Source organism: Leptospira fainei serovar Hurstbridge str. BUT 6, from assembly GCF_000306235.2.
Lineage (GTDB): Bacteria > Spirochaetota > Leptospiria > Leptospirales > Leptospiraceae > Leptospira_B > Leptospira_B fainei.
Genome location: NZ_AKWZ02000003.1, coordinates 381,497 through 397,079, shown reverse-complemented (window position 1 = coordinate 397,079; position 15,583 = coordinate 381,497). Strand labels below are relative to the sequence as shown.

Annotated in this window: 14 protein-coding genes; 2 read left to right on the top strand and 12 right to left on the bottom strand. The window is 43.7% G+C overall.

Going from position 1 to position 15,583, the window contains the following annotated elements:
• Positions 1–9: 9 nt before the first annotated feature.
• Positions 10–1,305: a glycosyltransferase gene (locus LEP1GSC058_RS05980; protein ID WP_016548662.1), complete on the bottom strand. Its 1,296-nt coding sequence runs from the start codon at positions 1,303–1,305 to the stop codon at positions 10–12.
• Between the two features lie 130 nt (positions 1,306–1,435).
• Here LEP1GSC058_RS05980 and LEP1GSC058_RS05975 point away from each other — a divergent pair, with 130 nt between their 5' ends.
• On the top strand, positions 1,436–2,788 hold the full coding sequence (locus LEP1GSC058_RS05975) for an O-antigen ligase family protein (RefSeq protein WP_039948108.1): 1,353 nt from the start codon (positions 1,436–1,438) through the stop codon (positions 2,786–2,788).
• On the opposite strand, the gene LEP1GSC058_RS05970 is transcribed toward LEP1GSC058_RS05975, so the two are convergent.
• The 9 genes from LEP1GSC058_RS05970 to LEP1GSC058_RS05935 all read right to left on the bottom strand — a co-directional run bounded on the left by LEP1GSC058_RS05970 (position 2,744) and on the right by LEP1GSC058_RS05935 (position 12,870).
• Entirely contained in the window at positions 2,744–4,528 is a 1,785-nt protein-coding gene (locus LEP1GSC058_RS05970) for a phospholipase D-like domain-containing protein (protein ID WP_016548649.1), read from the bottom strand. The two genes, LEP1GSC058_RS05975 and LEP1GSC058_RS05970, sit on opposite strands and share 45 nt — an antisense overlap.
• A complete protein-coding gene (locus LEP1GSC058_RS05965; RefSeq protein ID WP_016548520.1) occupies positions 4,513–5,937 on the bottom strand; it encodes an LA_2168 family protein in 1,425 nt (474 codons plus the stop codon). Before LEP1GSC058_RS05965 ends, LEP1GSC058_RS05970 begins: the two co-directional genes overlap by 16 nt.
• Positions 5,934–8,117 (bottom strand): LIC11755 family lipoprotein, encoded by a 2,184-nt coding sequence (locus LEP1GSC058_RS05960; protein ID WP_016548522.1) that lies wholly within the window; start codon positions 8,115–8,117, stop codon positions 5,934–5,936. The genes LEP1GSC058_RS05965 and LEP1GSC058_RS05960 overlap by 4 nt, the downstream gene beginning before the upstream one ends.
• A 50-nt stretch (positions 8,118–8,167) precedes the next feature.
• Positions 8,168–10,024 carry an excinuclease ABC subunit UvrC gene (uvrC, locus tag LEP1GSC058_RS05955; protein ID WP_016548653.1) on the bottom strand — a complete coding sequence of 619 codons (1,857 nt, stop codon included), beginning with the start codon at positions 10,022–10,024 and terminating at the stop codon, positions 8,168–8,170.
• 2 nt (positions 10,025–10,026) lie between these two features.
• Positions 10,027–10,482 carry a peptide chain release factor family protein gene (locus LEP1GSC058_RS05950; RefSeq protein WP_016548305.1) on the bottom strand — a complete coding sequence of 152 codons (456 nt, stop codon included), beginning with the start codon at positions 10,480–10,482 and terminating at the stop codon, positions 10,027–10,029.
• 2 nt (positions 10,483–10,484) lie between these two features.
• Positions 10,485–10,916 carry an acyl-CoA thioesterase gene (locus LEP1GSC058_RS05945; RefSeq protein WP_016548452.1) on the bottom strand — a complete coding sequence of 144 codons (432 nt, stop codon included), beginning with the start codon at positions 10,914–10,916 and terminating at the stop codon, positions 10,485–10,487.
• A gap of 1 nt (position 10,917) precedes the next feature.
• On the bottom strand, positions 10,918–11,655 hold the full coding sequence (locus LEP1GSC058_RS05940; RefSeq protein ID WP_039948056.1) for an endonuclease III domain-containing protein: 738 nt from the start codon (positions 11,653–11,655) through the stop codon (positions 10,918–10,920).
• Positions 11,585–11,866 carry a 50S ribosomal protein L28 gene (gene rpmB, locus LEP1GSC058_RS19895; RefSeq protein WP_016548626.1) on the bottom strand — a complete coding sequence of 94 codons (282 nt, stop codon included), beginning with the start codon at positions 11,864–11,866 and terminating at the stop codon, positions 11,585–11,587. The genes LEP1GSC058_RS05940 and rpmB overlap by 71 nt, the downstream gene beginning before the upstream one ends.
• A 227-nt stretch (positions 11,867–12,093) precedes the next feature.
• Positions 12,094–12,870, bottom strand: a complete 777-nt coding sequence (locus LEP1GSC058_RS05935; RefSeq protein WP_016548696.1) for an LOG family protein — start codon at positions 12,868–12,870, stop codon at positions 12,094–12,096.
• 105 nt (positions 12,871–12,975) lie between these two features.
• On the opposite strand from LEP1GSC058_RS05935, the gene LEP1GSC058_RS05930 reads away from it, so the two are divergent.
• Positions 12,976–14,079 carry a hypothetical protein gene (locus LEP1GSC058_RS05930; protein ID WP_039948055.1) on the top strand — a complete coding sequence of 368 codons (1,104 nt, stop codon included), beginning with the start codon at positions 12,976–12,978 and terminating at the stop codon, positions 14,077–14,079.
• Here the strand turns inward: LEP1GSC058_RS05930 and LEP1GSC058_RS05925 are convergent.
• Positions 13,977–15,119 (bottom strand): pyridoxal phosphate-dependent aminotransferase, encoded by a 1,143-nt coding sequence (locus LEP1GSC058_RS05925; protein WP_016548477.1) that lies wholly within the window; start codon positions 15,117–15,119, stop codon positions 13,977–13,979. The two genes, LEP1GSC058_RS05930 and LEP1GSC058_RS05925, sit on opposite strands and share 103 nt — an antisense overlap.
• Before the next feature lie 21 nt (positions 15,120–15,140).
• Positions 15,141–15,506, bottom strand: coding sequence for a hypothetical protein (locus LEP1GSC058_RS05920; RefSeq protein WP_016548592.1), 366 nt, complete (start codon positions 15,504–15,506; stop codon positions 15,141–15,143).
• Positions 15,507–15,583 lie beyond the last annotated feature (77 nt).

Genomic DNA, 15,583 nt, shown 5'->3' with positions numbered 1-15,583 from the left:
ATTCGGCTATTAACCGAATAGACCGAACGGATCCAGTGAAAAAATCATATTAAAAAGCGAAGGACTTTTTTTCTTCCCTTTTAACTCGGCGACAGCTTTATACACTTCTTCAGTTCTATCGACGCATGCTTTGATTTCATGGCTTTGCGCGATCCTAATCGATTCTATCGAAAATGCGGCAAATAACTCGGGATCTTTAAGGATCTTAACCGATTTCTCAGCTATATCTTTCACATCGAATGGCTTTGCGATATAACCGTTTTTAGAATCATGGATCAATTCTGGAATGGCAAAGGAATCCACGCCCACCGCCGGCAAACCGCAGGCTATTGATTCTAAGATCACCAAACCTTGAGTTTCCATAGTGGACGCGGTTAAAAATAAATCGTAATTCGGATATTCCTTAGGTAAATCCTTCCGATCGATAAACCCCTTAAAGAAGACCGACTTCTCTATTCCGAGTTTTTCAGACTGCAATTTTAAGGATGCGAGAGCCGGACCGTCGCCTATGATCGTTAATGTCGCATCCGGAAGCGAATCCTTAATCAATTTAAAGGAATTAATGATTACGTCGCAGTTTTTCTCGTAGGAAATTCTTCCTACGTGCAGAAGTTTCGGACTTCCTTCCAATTTTTTAGGGAGTCCTTTGAATTCGGATAGGTCCAATCCGTTCGAAATCACGGCGACAGGCTTTTTAATCCCGAACTCCTCCAGCTGCTTTTTTATGAGATGGGAGGGAGAGATAATCAGATCGCATCGATCGTACAAATTGTTCGTGATCTTGAGTATGATTTTTTTCCGGATATTGAATTTGTCGAACTTCTCGAATTTTATCAAATCCTTAATACGCAGTTTTTTATTCAGCTTGCCGACTCTCATAAACAGTTTATCTAACTTCAAAAGCCTGTATAAGGATAAATACATGTCTTGTTCGGACATCAGAGTGTGATAGGTTCCGATGCTCGGTATACCGTATCGTTCCGTAGCATTAATTCCGTACAAACCGAGTAGCCCCGGGGTATGAATATGAACTAAGTCCGGCTGGAATTCTTTGATAATTCTTTTAATTTTTGCCGGAGAAGGTAAAACGACTTTAATATCCGGATAACTAGGCAAATATCCGCTACGAAATCGTTCTATGCGAATATGATCCCCCATCCGATCGAAGTCCCCATCTCCGTATTTGGGACAGCATATCAAAAATTCATGCCCTCTCTCGGCAAGCAACTCGGCGAAATTCCGCATCGAGATTGCAACCCCGTCGACTTTAGGTAGGAATGTGTCCGAAAAATAAAGGATTTTCATCGTAGCCCTGATGGGGAACCAATCTCATTCAAAGGAGGGATTTTTCCACTCCATTCTACTTTATGTCGGGAAAAATAATCGAATTTACAAGGAAGCGCGAATTTACATTCTGTTACAGGCATTTCTTCCGATGACCGAATTCTTACGTAAGGCGCATGTATTTTGTCTAATTGCTACGTTCTGTACGATCGGCGTTTCCGTTAGCATAAGCCAAACGTTTCTCGTGCTCGCTTTTTGCTTCGGGCTATGCCATACAATTCGTTCTCGACCTGTTTCAAATTGGTTTCCAAAGCATCAGATTTTTTATCTCTGCATAGCCCTCTTTGTTTGGTATTTTCTAGATTTCCTCGTTCATTTCTTATCCGGCGAAGATGAATTCTATTTAAAGCGAGCGTTCAATAGCGAGCTAAAAGACTTTTTTCTATTCTTCGGATTTCTATCGGTTTGGTTCTTAAAAGAGGACGATATCCCCAAAGCATTTACAGGATTAGTGGTTCTTTTCCTAGTATTAATTTTTACCGGAATCATAGGCGGTTTTTCTCCCGTTAGACTATCCAGATTGATTAGCGATTTATACAAGGAATCCAGTGCGTACAAATTTACCCATCCTCTGGGGACTTTTGCAAACATTCCTCTCTATATTTCCATCGGGTTAATGAATACACATTTGACGTTCGGGGGACTACTCCAGTTCTTTTCAGGGTTCGCAGTATTTCGCTTTTTAAAAGATCTGGGATCCGGAAACAAAAAGATAATTTTACAAAGCGGCCTCTTTCTGTTTCTGTATGTATTTGTTTGTCTATTAAATCAGGCTCGTTCTAGCCTGATCGGTGCGTTTTGCTCGATTTTACTAGGGGCTTTGCATCTATTTTGGATTCGTAAGGAATTACCGAGCGCTTACCTAATACGCGGTGGAATCGCATTTTTTACGATTTCTATTTTATTGGGCCTAGGGCTCGCCTTCAGTCCGGCGGGAAAAAAAGTGTTAGGACCCATCTTCGGTAAGGAAAAGCATACTGACTCCGGTAGAACGTTCATCTGGGATTCTACCTTTCCTCTAATCGCAGCTCACCCGATCATAGGAGTCGGACCAGGCAATTATAATCGATCCATTGAAAAGGTCAGGATGGAACATTCGGAAACCTACCCCGAGCTCGCCTATTTTTATGAGGTTACTCAAAAAGGACACGCGCATAACGACTATTTCCATTTTGCATCCGTCTTCGGAGCCCCGAGCCTACTTATTTACCTATCAATTGCGGCGCTTTTTTCCTTTTTTCTCCTTCAATCCAAGCAATCCCTGAATCGGATCATCTTTTATTACGGCATATTCGGATTCTTTGTTTCCGGACTATTTCAGTGTTATTTTCAAGACGATGAAGTTGTTATCTTATTTTGGCTTATCCTAGGCTTATTCGTTCGTGGAGAATGGGAGTCTTCACATTCCGATGACGCAAAGACGATCCCTCCTTCGGTGCGGTAATCCCGGAATCGAAAAAAAAGAACGATCGGTATCTTCTACTATTCGCCGATTATTTTCCGGAAAAGGGATTGGTCTAGTCACCTCGTATGCTGCATCCATTAATTCCTCCGTCCAGGAAAGTTTGGAGGTTTCCGATTTAAAACAAAACAACACCGAAAATTCGCCGTAATCGATTAGTACTGCGCCACTGCCCGTAGGCAAAGAATCGCTCGTTCGAAAGAGGTTATCGTTCGAAATGAGTTTACTTTTGAACGGAAGCTTACCTCTACTAATGACCCAGACTGAGTTTGCGTATCTGCTTGAGGAAAGACTTTCAAGAATCTTATTATCCGTGCTTTTCCAGATCCAAGCGGATTCGTTCGGCAAAAAAGCTTCCGGCCGTAGAAAAAGTAACGGTTTACCCAGGATTGATAGAAATTCTCTGCCATTCTCCGAACCGGCGCTCGAAGTCAATTTATTGCCGAATCTATCGGATAGGAAAAACGGAAAAAAGGAAGCCGCTTCTGCGGGAAATTCGAATTTTCCTCCGAATAACCTCATACTGGCGATTTCAAAATTGTTAATATTTTTACAGGTTTCCGCAATTCCGAATTTATAATATAATTTCCAGCGCATCCAGGAATCGCCTATATCCAAAAGAAATTCTCGCTCGCCCGAATCTGTCCGACAAAATCCGGATCGATCTCCGTTTAGGAAAATTTCGGAATTCTCCGGATTTCCATAAAACATTTGTAACGAGTTTGCAATTTTTTGAATTCGTAAATGCTCGAATTCGAACTCTCTAACTAAGTATGGATTGCTAGTCCGCATCAAAATTTCACGATTCGTGTCCCGAGCGCTTACCGAATAATTAAAAGACCCGGTAAGCAGCGTTGAAGAATCGACCACCATGGTTTTATGATGCAATAATCCCCCCTTACCGAAAGATGGATCGTCCAGACGGTCTTCGTTACCGTCTTCTAAAATTCTCACTCCGTTTAAAGCCGATAACTGAATTCCTTCGGGATCCACTGGACGATCGTAGATGCCTTCAATCTCTCCTCCTCTCTTGTTAAAAAGAGAAAACTCAAGACTTAGAACCGGATCGTAGTGATCGAAAATCAGGAATTTTGTCTGTCGTGTAGCTTTCCGGACGGATTCAGTTAGAACGTGCTGTATGATTCTGCCATTGTTCGGAGAATTCCAGAACTCCATGTCTTGAAGGAAAAGCTTCGGAAAAGGATACTCTTCTCGCAGAAATGAATGAAATTTTTCCTGTTCAGATTCTCTTAGAGTAAATAGGACGTATCCATTATTATCCCGTTCCAAACCGTAGTAAGTAAAGTTACCTGTCCCTATAAATACCAGCCTTCCATCCGAAACTAAGACTTTAGTATGTTGTAATCCGGTTCCCTTCCAGTAGCGAAGGTATTTGGAAAACGAACTCGGATATGTTTTCCCGAATTCTCCCATGATTTCCAAACGTACGCCTCTCTTTACAGCAGAGAGTATTGCGTCTTCTATCTCCGGATCGTCGAACGAGTAAATATGAAGGTAAAGTGAGAAGCGAGTTTCCTCGATTAAACGGAGAATTGCATCTTTAACGTTCCTTTTTTTACCCACCGGAGTAAAACGACCGGGATAGGAGAAATAAGCCGCCGGATAACCGCCATTATCAATCCAATGAAATAGAAAATCGTTCTTTGTATCCTGAGCACAATGGATTAAAAGGCCTAGGATCGGAATTATTTTTGTGCGCATTCAAGAACCCATCCTAATTTAAGAAGTAAATACCATTCCTTTAGTCCTAAAGAGCGATCCGATTCAAAACCACCCACTTCTAATTCCAAAATGGATGTTTGGGATTCCGGCGGAATCCAACCTAGTGAAAGTCCGCCTTCTCGCAAAAATGAATTCGAAAAAATTTCCTTTGAACCAGTCCATGACCCGCTTGACTCGTTCTCAGTCCTTAGAAAGGCCACATAACTCGTCCGAACTCCTAACTTAATATGAGAAATTCGTAATGAGCTTTGTATTCCGAAAACGCCCGAAGGACGCTTAGTGGGAAAGGACGACTGATCCTTTTCCAAACCGACGCCGGTTATCCAGGCGGCCGGAGTCCATCCCCAGATTTGATTGAGCAAGGGGTTCGGTAACGGCGAAGCGCCCATACCGACGAAGCCTAGTTCCAAAATCTCCCCGTTTTTGTTTCTCTTATCAGGATTGGGAAGAAAACCGAAAACGGAAACAAGCCAATTTGTCCCGTGAAAACCGATATCGAATCGAACGGCTTCTCCGCTAATCGGCAAACTTTTCTCCGGGCGAAGAGGATGAGAGGCGGTTTTGTCCAAACCTCGAACTAAGAACACTTCCAAAAGACTAAAGAAAGGATCTCGTAAAAATCCTAAACCGGTCTTCATTTGAGTCAAATAGTCTTTATCACCATCCAAACGTTCCGATCGTGCCTCCTGAGTATCTTTCCCGAATCTTCCCCAATTTCCTAGAGAGACGTATCGTATTCCAATATTATAAAATATTCCCAAATCCTCCTTTACCCAGAGTCCGAGACCTGCCCTGTATCTAAACTCTGTCTGCGTAGTATCCTTTACGGATATCGAATTTAACCCGAACTCGCTTCGTGCCGATCTTGGTAAAAAAGAATCCCGTCCTTGTGCAAGTAGCCAATTGTTTTCGGCCAACGGAAACCCACGATAGAAATCCAAAACATCAAATCGAATATTAAAGCGTCCGCTATCTTTCGTTTCCACAAAAGCTCCCTCGACTCCGTCCTTCCAATAGAACCAGCCCGGAAGAGAATTAGGATCGGACCTTCTACCGAAACCCCAGCGAAACCCTTTGGCGAGTAATGCAAAATATGCATCGCTTCCCGGAAGAACCTTCAGCCGATTATCCGCGCCTGAAAAAACATCCATCTGCAAATCGGCTTCCCAGGAATCCCGTCGGTGCTCTCCTTTTACCTTCATCCAGAACGGGAGCGCAATACCGTTTACCCTCTCAACTTCTTTCGAAGTTTTATCGTCCGAACTAAGCCGTCCTTGCGCTTTAAAACCGAAGAAGTGAATGCTAAGATTCAATTTTTCAGAAATAGGTTCTGCGGTTAAAATGCTTGGAATGATTGAAACGAAAAGGATCGTTATCCGTATTCTCATTCTTGTCGCGCCGTCGACAAATTCGAACTTCCCGGACTTGCATGAGTATTGAAGCATTCGGGAAGTCTGTCTATAGATTCCGAAATGTCGGAATCTTTCCAAGATCGATGCCCGTTCGAATCTATAAACTGATAGCCGGAGCGCCTAATTTTGTTCCTTGTATCGTTCTTTCCAGGACCGGCTGAAGAATATCTTAGCTCGTCCCATAATTCTCCCGTGACTGGGTGACGTAGTTTTACGATCGTTGATCCCGTTTGAGGAAGAGAGAAACCTGAGTCTTTCCAAACTAGACTCTGTGGAAAACAAATGAGTTTTCCCGACGATAGAACACTGAATCCGACATCGATCGGAAAAAGAGCGGAAGTGATGGAGCCGCTATCCGTCTCGACTTCGAGCAACGCCGAATGTGCCGCTTCAGTCTCCGACTGAACTTCTAAAAATCGATCGCTTGCGATCGGTTCAATACCCTTGTATGAACCCGCCCAGGAGATTTCCGAAAGAAGAGAGCGGCCGGAGAACTCGAAACCGGTTTTTTTTCCCGGAAAAACCCGGTGTAGATGATGGATTCCGGCAAAGACTTCTCCTCGAAGAGGCAAGTAAGTCCGATTATTCCGAATCAGAAGTGAAGAAGTCGCGACTCCGGGAATTTCGAGTGCGAATCTATTTGGAGTTTCGATAATACCCGCTCCATCCCAAATCGAATGAGTCACACCTGTCATTCGATCTCTAAGTTGAAAAGGATCCGATAGCTTTAAGGAAGAAAGATTCCGATATGATACTGTCGCTGCCCCGAATAGGAAAGGAAGAGCGCCGACTGTCAAAATGGATTTTTCCTTAATGGACCCGGTAGTTGAGATTGGAACTGTCGATTGCGCCCATTGAAATTCCAGATTCTCCGGTTTGCATTCCCGATACCCTATATATTCTAAATCGATAAACTTTAAATCGGACCTAAGCTTTCCTTCCCAGTAAATCCCGATCGGATTCAATTCTTCCAATATGAAATCTCTCGGATCGCAGCCGGGAAATTCCTTTCCCAATAAAGGATTTACTCCTGCCGGAAAACCTGGATCCATGCAATAGGATTCCGGGAGATACGGTAGTTGTCGATTTGATCCGCATTCCGAAAAACCTGCCGGCTTCCAGGAAAGGGTTTCGCTTCCATAACGATAACCCCCTCCGGGAAGAATACGTTCGGTCAACAATTCTTGCTTTGAAAGTTGCAGGCTTCCGTTGCGCTTCAAATCCCCCCATCGAAGTCCCGACACTGGAATCCGCTCGAGAGAAGAGGATTCTTCAGCATAAACGCGAGTTTCCCCCGGTAAAAAATGACCGGTCGTTTTTGGAAGCACCACTCGATTGCCGAAAAGAACGAATTCCATCCCGGCTTCGCATATCGGATATTGTTTAGAATTAAATAATTCGATCCAGCGGCCTGTAACGGATTCCGTCTCACCGAATACTTCCGAAATTACCGGAAGCTCAGATTTACAGTTCGATAAAATTTTCGCATTCTTTCCGGAAATGGATGCAATCGTATTCTTTAATTCATCGCCTAAGTCAATACCTGCCTCGATTTTAATCGAGAGGTATAAGTCGCCGTCTCCTGCCGGAGGATGTATCCAAAGCGTTTCAGTATCCGATAAAAGGAAGACGCTGAAACTTGCTGTGTGGAATTTTCGAGAATAATGATTTCGATCAAAAAATAGAACTCCATCGGCAAGATCTTTGCGGATTTCCCGACTGCCGAGAATTCCCGAACGAGCGGGTAGAATCTGCTTTCGCAACTCGTTTATCTTATAAATGCCGATCGTAATTGAGATCCGACTCTTCGAATCTTCAAAGAATAAAGGCGCCATTAACTCATTTTGTCGCCACCCATTGACCAAACGATTCAACCCCTCCCGAATCGTTTGCCTAGAATCTTCCATACAAAGGCTCGCGAAATAGTTAGGATGCTCGCCGGCCTCTATACAGGTTTTCGTATCTCGAATCTGTAAGGATAGATTTAGGAATTCGCTATTACTTGTATCTTCAGGTACGTATTGAAATTTAAAGGCCGAGGGAACTTGAGATAACTCCCACCAATCTGCCTTTGCCGAATGTTGGCAGTAAAACGCCGAAACACCGATCAAAGCAAAAATCTTATATGAATTCGCTCTATTGAAATAGGATCGCATATTCCCTCCCGTTAACTCACAGGTAGGGAGAATCGCTCGGTGCTAAAAAATTAAGAGGGGGTTAAGGATTTTTCATCGTTTTCATTAGGATGAAAATGTCGGAAAATTTTTTCCGCGAGAGTTTCTCCGATACCGGGAACTTTCCTAAGCTCCTCGATACTGGCGTCTTCGATCCTTTTTTGGCCCGTAAAGGAACGTAATAATAGCTTACTTCTTTTTAATCCGATATCCGGAACGTCTTCGATTAAGCTACGGAGAGCTTCCCTATTTCTACGGGAACGATGATGCTCGACGCCGAATCGGTGTGCTTCGTCGCGGATATGCCGTAATAACTTCATTCCGGGAGAATTCATATCGAAGTTATAAGGTGCACTTTGACCGGGAAAATATATCTCTTCTCTTTTTTTTGCAAGTCCGACCATTGGAAGATCCGGAACACCCGCTTCGACGGCGGCTTCGCAGGCTTTGCCTAATTGTGTAGGGCCTCCATCTATGACTACTAGATCGGGAAGAACCCCGTCTTCGTTTAGAATTCTTTGTAATCTTCTGGAAATCACCTCGTGCATCATTCCTGGATCGTTAATTCCTTCGTAACCTCGAATATTATATTTTCGATAGCCCTGCTTAAACGGTTTACCTTCGACGAAAATAACTCCGCTCGCTACGGGAAAAGAACCCTGAAAATGTGAGATATCATAGCATTCGATGATATGAGGCGGTTCTCCAAGATGGAACATTTCCTGAATTTCCTTGAGGGCTGCGGTTTGATCGCGGTATTGAGTGGCGAGCAATCTCTCGGTTAAACTCAGCTCGGCATTTTTTTCCGCGATCTTTAAAAGCGATTTTTTTTCTCCTGCTTTAGGAAAACGTAATTTAGGTCTAAAACCCGTCTTTTCCTGTAAAAAATCCAAAACGGTTTCCGCCTCTTCCTTTAAGGACATCGACACTACTATGTTCGATGGAACTAAACCGGCCCCCATATAGTAATCTCTAAAAAAGGAAGAAAGAATTTCGTCCTCGGACGAATTTGCAACCCCTTGTATCGGAAACGATTTCTTGTTTTCGAGCCTTCCGCCTCTCACTTCCATAAGAACGACTTGACCTTCGTCTTCCCTTCTTGCAAAGGCGACAATATCCTCGTCTCCTCCATCCAAACTTACGACCGTTTGCTTTTGCCGGAAAGATTGGAGTCTTAAAAGCATGTCCCTGTACCGAGCTGCATTCTCGAATTCCGTCTTCTCCGAATAGTCGTCCATTCTACGGGTTAACTCATTAACCAATCCGTCTTTCTTTCCTTCCAAAAATTGGATGATCTGATCTACGATGATCCGATATTCATCGACCGGGACATTACCTTGACAAGGGCCAAGACAACGTTTCATTTGAAAGTTCAAACACGGTCTACGCGGCTTAGGCAGAGGTAAAACTTGTTTGGTCTTGCGAATGGGGAATATCCTCAAAATAACATCGAGCGTTTCCCGAGTAGTCTTTACGTCCGTATAGGGACCGAAGTAACGGTCGCCGTTATCCTTTAATTTTCGCGTAACGAAAACCATCGGATATGACTCGGACAGAGAAACGCAAATATACGGATATTTTTTATCGTCCTTAAGACGCACATTATAACGCGGATTATGTTTTTTGATTAAGGTAGCTTCAAGAATGAGAGCTTCCCGTTCGGTCGAAGTGGCAATCCAATCCAGATCGAAAATTTCCCGCCGGAGAAAACGGGTCTTTAAATCGATATGGTTTTCCTTTAAATAACTACGAATTCGCTTATCAAGATTCTTCGCTTTTCCAACGTAAATAATCTCTCCCTCTACGTTTTTCCAAAGATAGCAGCCGGGAGAACCGGTCAGATTCTTAAGTTTTTCGACGATCAGATTGTGATTTAGAACTTCCGCCATTTCTAGTCTTCACTTATTGGACTATTCCAATCCTCGCCGTACTCTTCTTTCCAATCTTCTTCAGGATTAAATTCCCGTTTAGGAGCGCCCGACGATTTAGCGGCCGCTTTTCTTTTTGCCCTTCTTGCGCGATCCGCTTTGGCTTTCCTTAATTTTGCGTGCGCCGGATCCTCGATTTTCTCGGCCAACCGGGCTTCCTTTTCCAACCGTTCGCATAATAAAATTCTGGCCTTATAGCGATTCATTCCTTGCGTTCGATAAATCGAACATTTAATTTCTTCCCCGGTCGGTCGATGAAACAAGCGAACTGCGGTAGAAACCTTATTTACGTTTTGGCCGCCCTTTCCTCCGCTTCGCATAAAACTTTCTTCCAAGTCGGATTCAAACACTTTGAGCGATTCCATTCGCGCCAAAAGAGCGGATTCCTTTTCGAACGAAACGGGAAATCGAGAGGACATGACTATCGTGCAAAAAGTTCTTGCGAATCGAATTGAGTAAAATACGGAAAAGGTCTTCCGGTATCATCTAGACAAACGTAAGTGATCGTACAATCGATAATCTCGCGAACCTCCTTCCTTTTTTGGCTTTTAGAAATGGATGCATTGCGGACGGTAACGGAACTCTTTCCGATTTTCTCAATTTTTGAAAAAATCTGGATAATATCTCCGGATAATCCCGGACTTTTAAAAACTACGTCATCCATACTGACAGTTACGATGTTCGAGTATCGTATTTTTTCCATGACGAACATAGCGCATCCTTCGTCAATCCAGGCCAGCATCTGACCACCGAATAGAAATCCGTGTTGATTTAAATCCCGGGACATTACTATATGTTGGGTGCTCAGTTCCATCCCTTCCAGTTTCTTATCTAAGAAGACTTCTAAATTCATTTCATTCCTCCTCGATGCTTGAGGCCGACTTTCCTCGAATCGAGGATGGGCAAATCTTTCCCAACACGCATTCATCACAAAATGTACGATGCGCTTTACAATAACGTCGACCCAAAAAGATAAAGTACAGAGAAAGATCCATCCAATAATCGGGGCGAACAACTTTCATCAAATCTCTTTCGACTTTGACCGGATCGGCTTGGTTTGTCAGTCCCAACTTTTTGGAAACACGTTTTACATGAGTATCGACCACGAAACCTTCCGAGATTCCGTGTATTTCATTCAAAACCACGTTCGCAGTCTTACGACCGATACCGGGAAGTTGAATGAGCTGCGAGATTGTATTCGGTAATTTGCCGTTATATTCTCTTAATAGAGTTTCCGCAAAATTAACGACCGATTTGGCTTTATTTTTATAGAAGCCGGTGGAATAGATAATCTCTTCGATTTTTTTGAGGGGAGCATTTGCGAGCGACTCCAAGCTAGGATAGGCTGCAAACAGGCGGGGTGCAACTTCGTTCACTCTTGCGTCCGTACATTGGGCGGAGAGAATGACGGAAATCGCGAACTCGTAGTCTTTCTGATAGTTTAAAGGAGAATTTACTTCCCCGAATTCCCCCCGTAATAGGGAGTAAATTCGGGAAACATATTTGGGCGTTGGAACAAACTCAGGCTTTGGCTGCCTGTTTTTTGATTCCGACGTATTTTTTGGGGGCAAGAGCTTGTAAAGAACCGCCATTATCTTTAATCGCGGCCTTGATTCCTTTTTTACGAAGAGTACGGAGGGCACGAGTAGAAATTCGTACGGTTACCCAGCGGTTTTCATCTTCTAAAAAGATCCGCTTTTTGATCAGGTTAATTTTCCAGGTTCTACGGGTCTTAAGGTGGGAGTGGGAAACATTATTCCCAGCAATGGTACCTTTCCCGGTAACGACACACTTTCTGGCCATATTGCGACCATAATTTTCTTCATAGGGAAGCTGTCAAGGAAACGATTCTGCTTCGGTATTTTTAGCGAAAGGCACGTTTTTAGCTATCCGATCCGGACGGAATTATAATTCAAAATTAGATCCGGAAACGTCATTCACGCATAGCCCGAAGAATGTACTGCGAGAGTTGCGAGTTGTAGGAACTTCTACACCTTAGATTCTATAATTCCAATTCAAGAGACTCGGAATCAGTCCTCGAATGGGACCTTTTTCTTTAGAACTTCCAGTACCTCCTTTGGATCGTCGCAATATGTGATCAAATTAATATCGTCCGGGTCGATCAGTCCATATTCTTTCATAGGACCTATATGAAAAACCTGATCCCAATATTTTCTTCCATACATAATCACCGGAATTTTCAGATTATTTCTACCTGTTTGGATTAAGGTAAGAGTTTCAAAAAGTTCATCCACCGTCCCGAAGCCGCCGGGGAACACGACGATGCCCTTGGATAACCGTAAAAACCAAAGCTTACGCATAAAAAAGTAGTGAAACTCGATGCTAATCTTTGGATCAGCAAACGCATTAATAGTCTGTTCAAATGGAAGCCTAATATTCAATCCTAGGCTTGGACCTCCACCCTCCACTGCTCCCCGATTGGCAGCTTCCATAATTCCAGGGCCGCCGCCCGTGCAGACTGCCATCCTACGAACGTCTTTAGAGATCTCTTTTCCCCAAAGGGTTATCAATCTTGCAGTTTCTCTTGCTTCCTCGTAGTAGCGAACCAATTCACCTTGCTTCTCGTGTAATTTCAATTCCTTGGGAGTCAGTTTTTCCCGGAGCTTATCTCTGGCTGCATACTCCTCCGTACTCAAAATTCTGGCGGATCCGAAGATACAAATCGTATCTTTAATTTTCGCATCTCTAAATAGAGCTTGAGGATAATTAATTTCGGCTAAAACCCGAAGGTGAAACGCATCTACGGAATGTAAAAATTCCTCGTTCTCAAAGGCTGCCCTTCCCATATTCCATCCTTGTTCTTATTACTTTCTCTTAGTATCGTCCGGCTCTCTTATAGAGCTCTGAACTAAAGCTTGCCTGAAAAAGGGTTCTTCTATATCCTTTTCCCAATGACTCCCTTTACCGGCATCGGAAAAAAACTTCGATCCAAGTTTGTCCGGTACGTATATCTCCTCGATACGAAATTTCGTGCGGGTAAGATCAGACTCAAAAAAAAAATAGAACCTTACATATCTGACGAAACGATTTCCGAGAGGATTCAAGCGATTGGATCCGCTCAAAATGAATCCGAACCGGATTGGACTCAAAATCTACCTCCTTTTACCTATTGGGAATCCCATGAAGAAACGATCTTTCCTAATGCAAAACGAAAAGTAAGAACCAAAACCTTTAAAGGAACTCGCCCCTGGCTTTTCTGGATCTTTCTCCCTTGGAAAGAAAGAGCAATGGACGCTAATCCACTCTCTCTAGGTTTTTCTCCCGATGCCGAAGATTCCCCCCGACCGTTAAATTCCGGAAAAAAGAAGAAGCCGTACTTCCGAAGCAAACCGTATTTCTGGGAAGCCTGGTTTCCTCAAACTTCCACGTTGACGTTGTCCCCTCTTGTTATCTGGGAAACGGAAGTAAAAGAATCGGCGTTCAAAGATTGCATTCCTGAGAGCATATTGCCGTTCGGGCCGCCTGGAAAATGGAAGGTTCGAATCTATTCAATGAGAGTACTAAGTCATCAATTGGGTGGATTGTACGAAGATTTTTATCCGAGCCCGCATACGGTTCATAGATCGGAAGTTTGGGTCTACGGATATCCCCAAGGCCCTGAGATCCATGCTGAAGAGCTAAAATTATATCCATTAGGAGTCTGGTTGCAACCCAGCTTCTTGAAAGACGAGTCGCCGAGATTAAGAGTCGGATTACCCTTGCGAACGGGAGAAACGTCTTGGCAGATTCGAGGAAAAATATTATCGATTCGAATCCGCGAGTTGGAATGGAATTGGAAGCAGGACGAAAGTCCTGTACAAACGCGACCGAATTTCTCCTCACCGCATATCGTATTAGGAAAACATAATCTCCGATTAGTTTCGGAATCTTATCGTCCGGACATATCCGAGGCTTACTTATTTAAGAGAGCCATTGTTTCGGATCCTAAACTTCTCCATCGCTCCATCCCTTCCTCGAAACGTTCGGGCGTTTCTCCAAATCCCACACGGATATAACCTTCCGTTTCAAAGTCCAGTCCGGGTAGAACGAAAATGTCGGCCTTCTCGACAAGCATATCTGCGTACGATTTCGACTCCAATCCCTTTGCCAATTTGGGAAAGCCGACAATGCCGCCGGCCGGGGCTCGAAATGCATCCAATCCCGGTAGATCCGATAAACATTCCGAAAAGAAATTAATATTGCGGTTCAAGCCGCTCCGAATTCGCTTCTGCAATTCATTCCGTCTGCGAAGAATTTGCAATGTCAGAAATTCCGAAATCGGCGATACGGTGTGAGTCAGATAATCTTTCATGGAGCGGGCCTTTTCGATAAATTCCCTCGGTCCGACTAACCAGCCGATCCGCAGTCCCATAACCCCGAAACATTTAGTGATCGATCCGGTCGCGATACTTCGATCCGAAATTCCGATCCCTGTCCATCCTAGTTCCGAATCTCCGTCCAGAAATCTATAATGTTCGTCAAAGAGTATCCATGTTCCGTCTTTCGATTCTTGATTTATCTCTCTTAACGTTCTATGGTCCGACTCGGTGGAGGAAATTCCGGTGGGATTATGCGGATGATTGAATATCACGAGTTTAGGATGTTCTTCGAATAAACTTCGAATATTTCTCTCTCCGAATCCTAGTTCCTGCTCTTCCAGTCGATCCAAAAGACTGACAGTATTTAATCGAGCATCTCGAAATAAAGGTATTTCATAGAGAGCTTGAAAAGCCGGCCAAAATAACGAAACGGTATCTCCTTTTTCAAGAAGCAAGCAGAAGGTTAGAAAAAGCGCCTCGCCCGTACCCGTGGTAACCAATACTTGATCCGGCGAAGTGTTAGGATAAAGTGCGGCGATTTCTTCTCTTAGATCCGCCCTTCCTTGGTTGGGAGAATCTGCCAAGGAAAGAGCGCCAAGTTCTCCTAGATCCATATTAAGCGAAGAGGCAAGTTCCGAGAGATATAAATTTCGAATTCCGCTTTCTCCCAAATTGCATTGTGCATTCGTTCTGAAGCGCTCCAATCGATCTTCGATAAAGAAATCGCGCAAGCTCATATGGAGCGAGACTCCCGTAGCTTACGAAAGAAGCAAGGCGAAAGCACCGAAAAACGAGAATAGAAACAATGCAACAAGTATCCAACCAAGCCAGAGAAGAAAATATCTTAGATCTTTTAAGGCAAATAAAAGTTGCTCAGGGTCCTTTCCTTCCAAAGCAAGAGTTCGCTTAAACGAAACCGAAGCGCTGTGACAAAGAATTCCTAGGATAAACGTCAGCAACGCTGAACTTGCCGAAACCACGATTTTTCCCGGGTTTTCCATAAAAAATGCTCCGAAAGCCAAAGCCCCGGAAAGTAGGAATAGAACGATCGCGATGTTCCGAAGCAAGCCTCGGAGTGAGTCCAATTCCCTATGCTGATCTCTCGAAAATTCGGTTGATTCCATACTTTTAGAATCGGCGAAAAAACGGGTTGAACCAGGGGGAAACCGGATTTTTATGAAAATAGACTATAGTTAGGCAC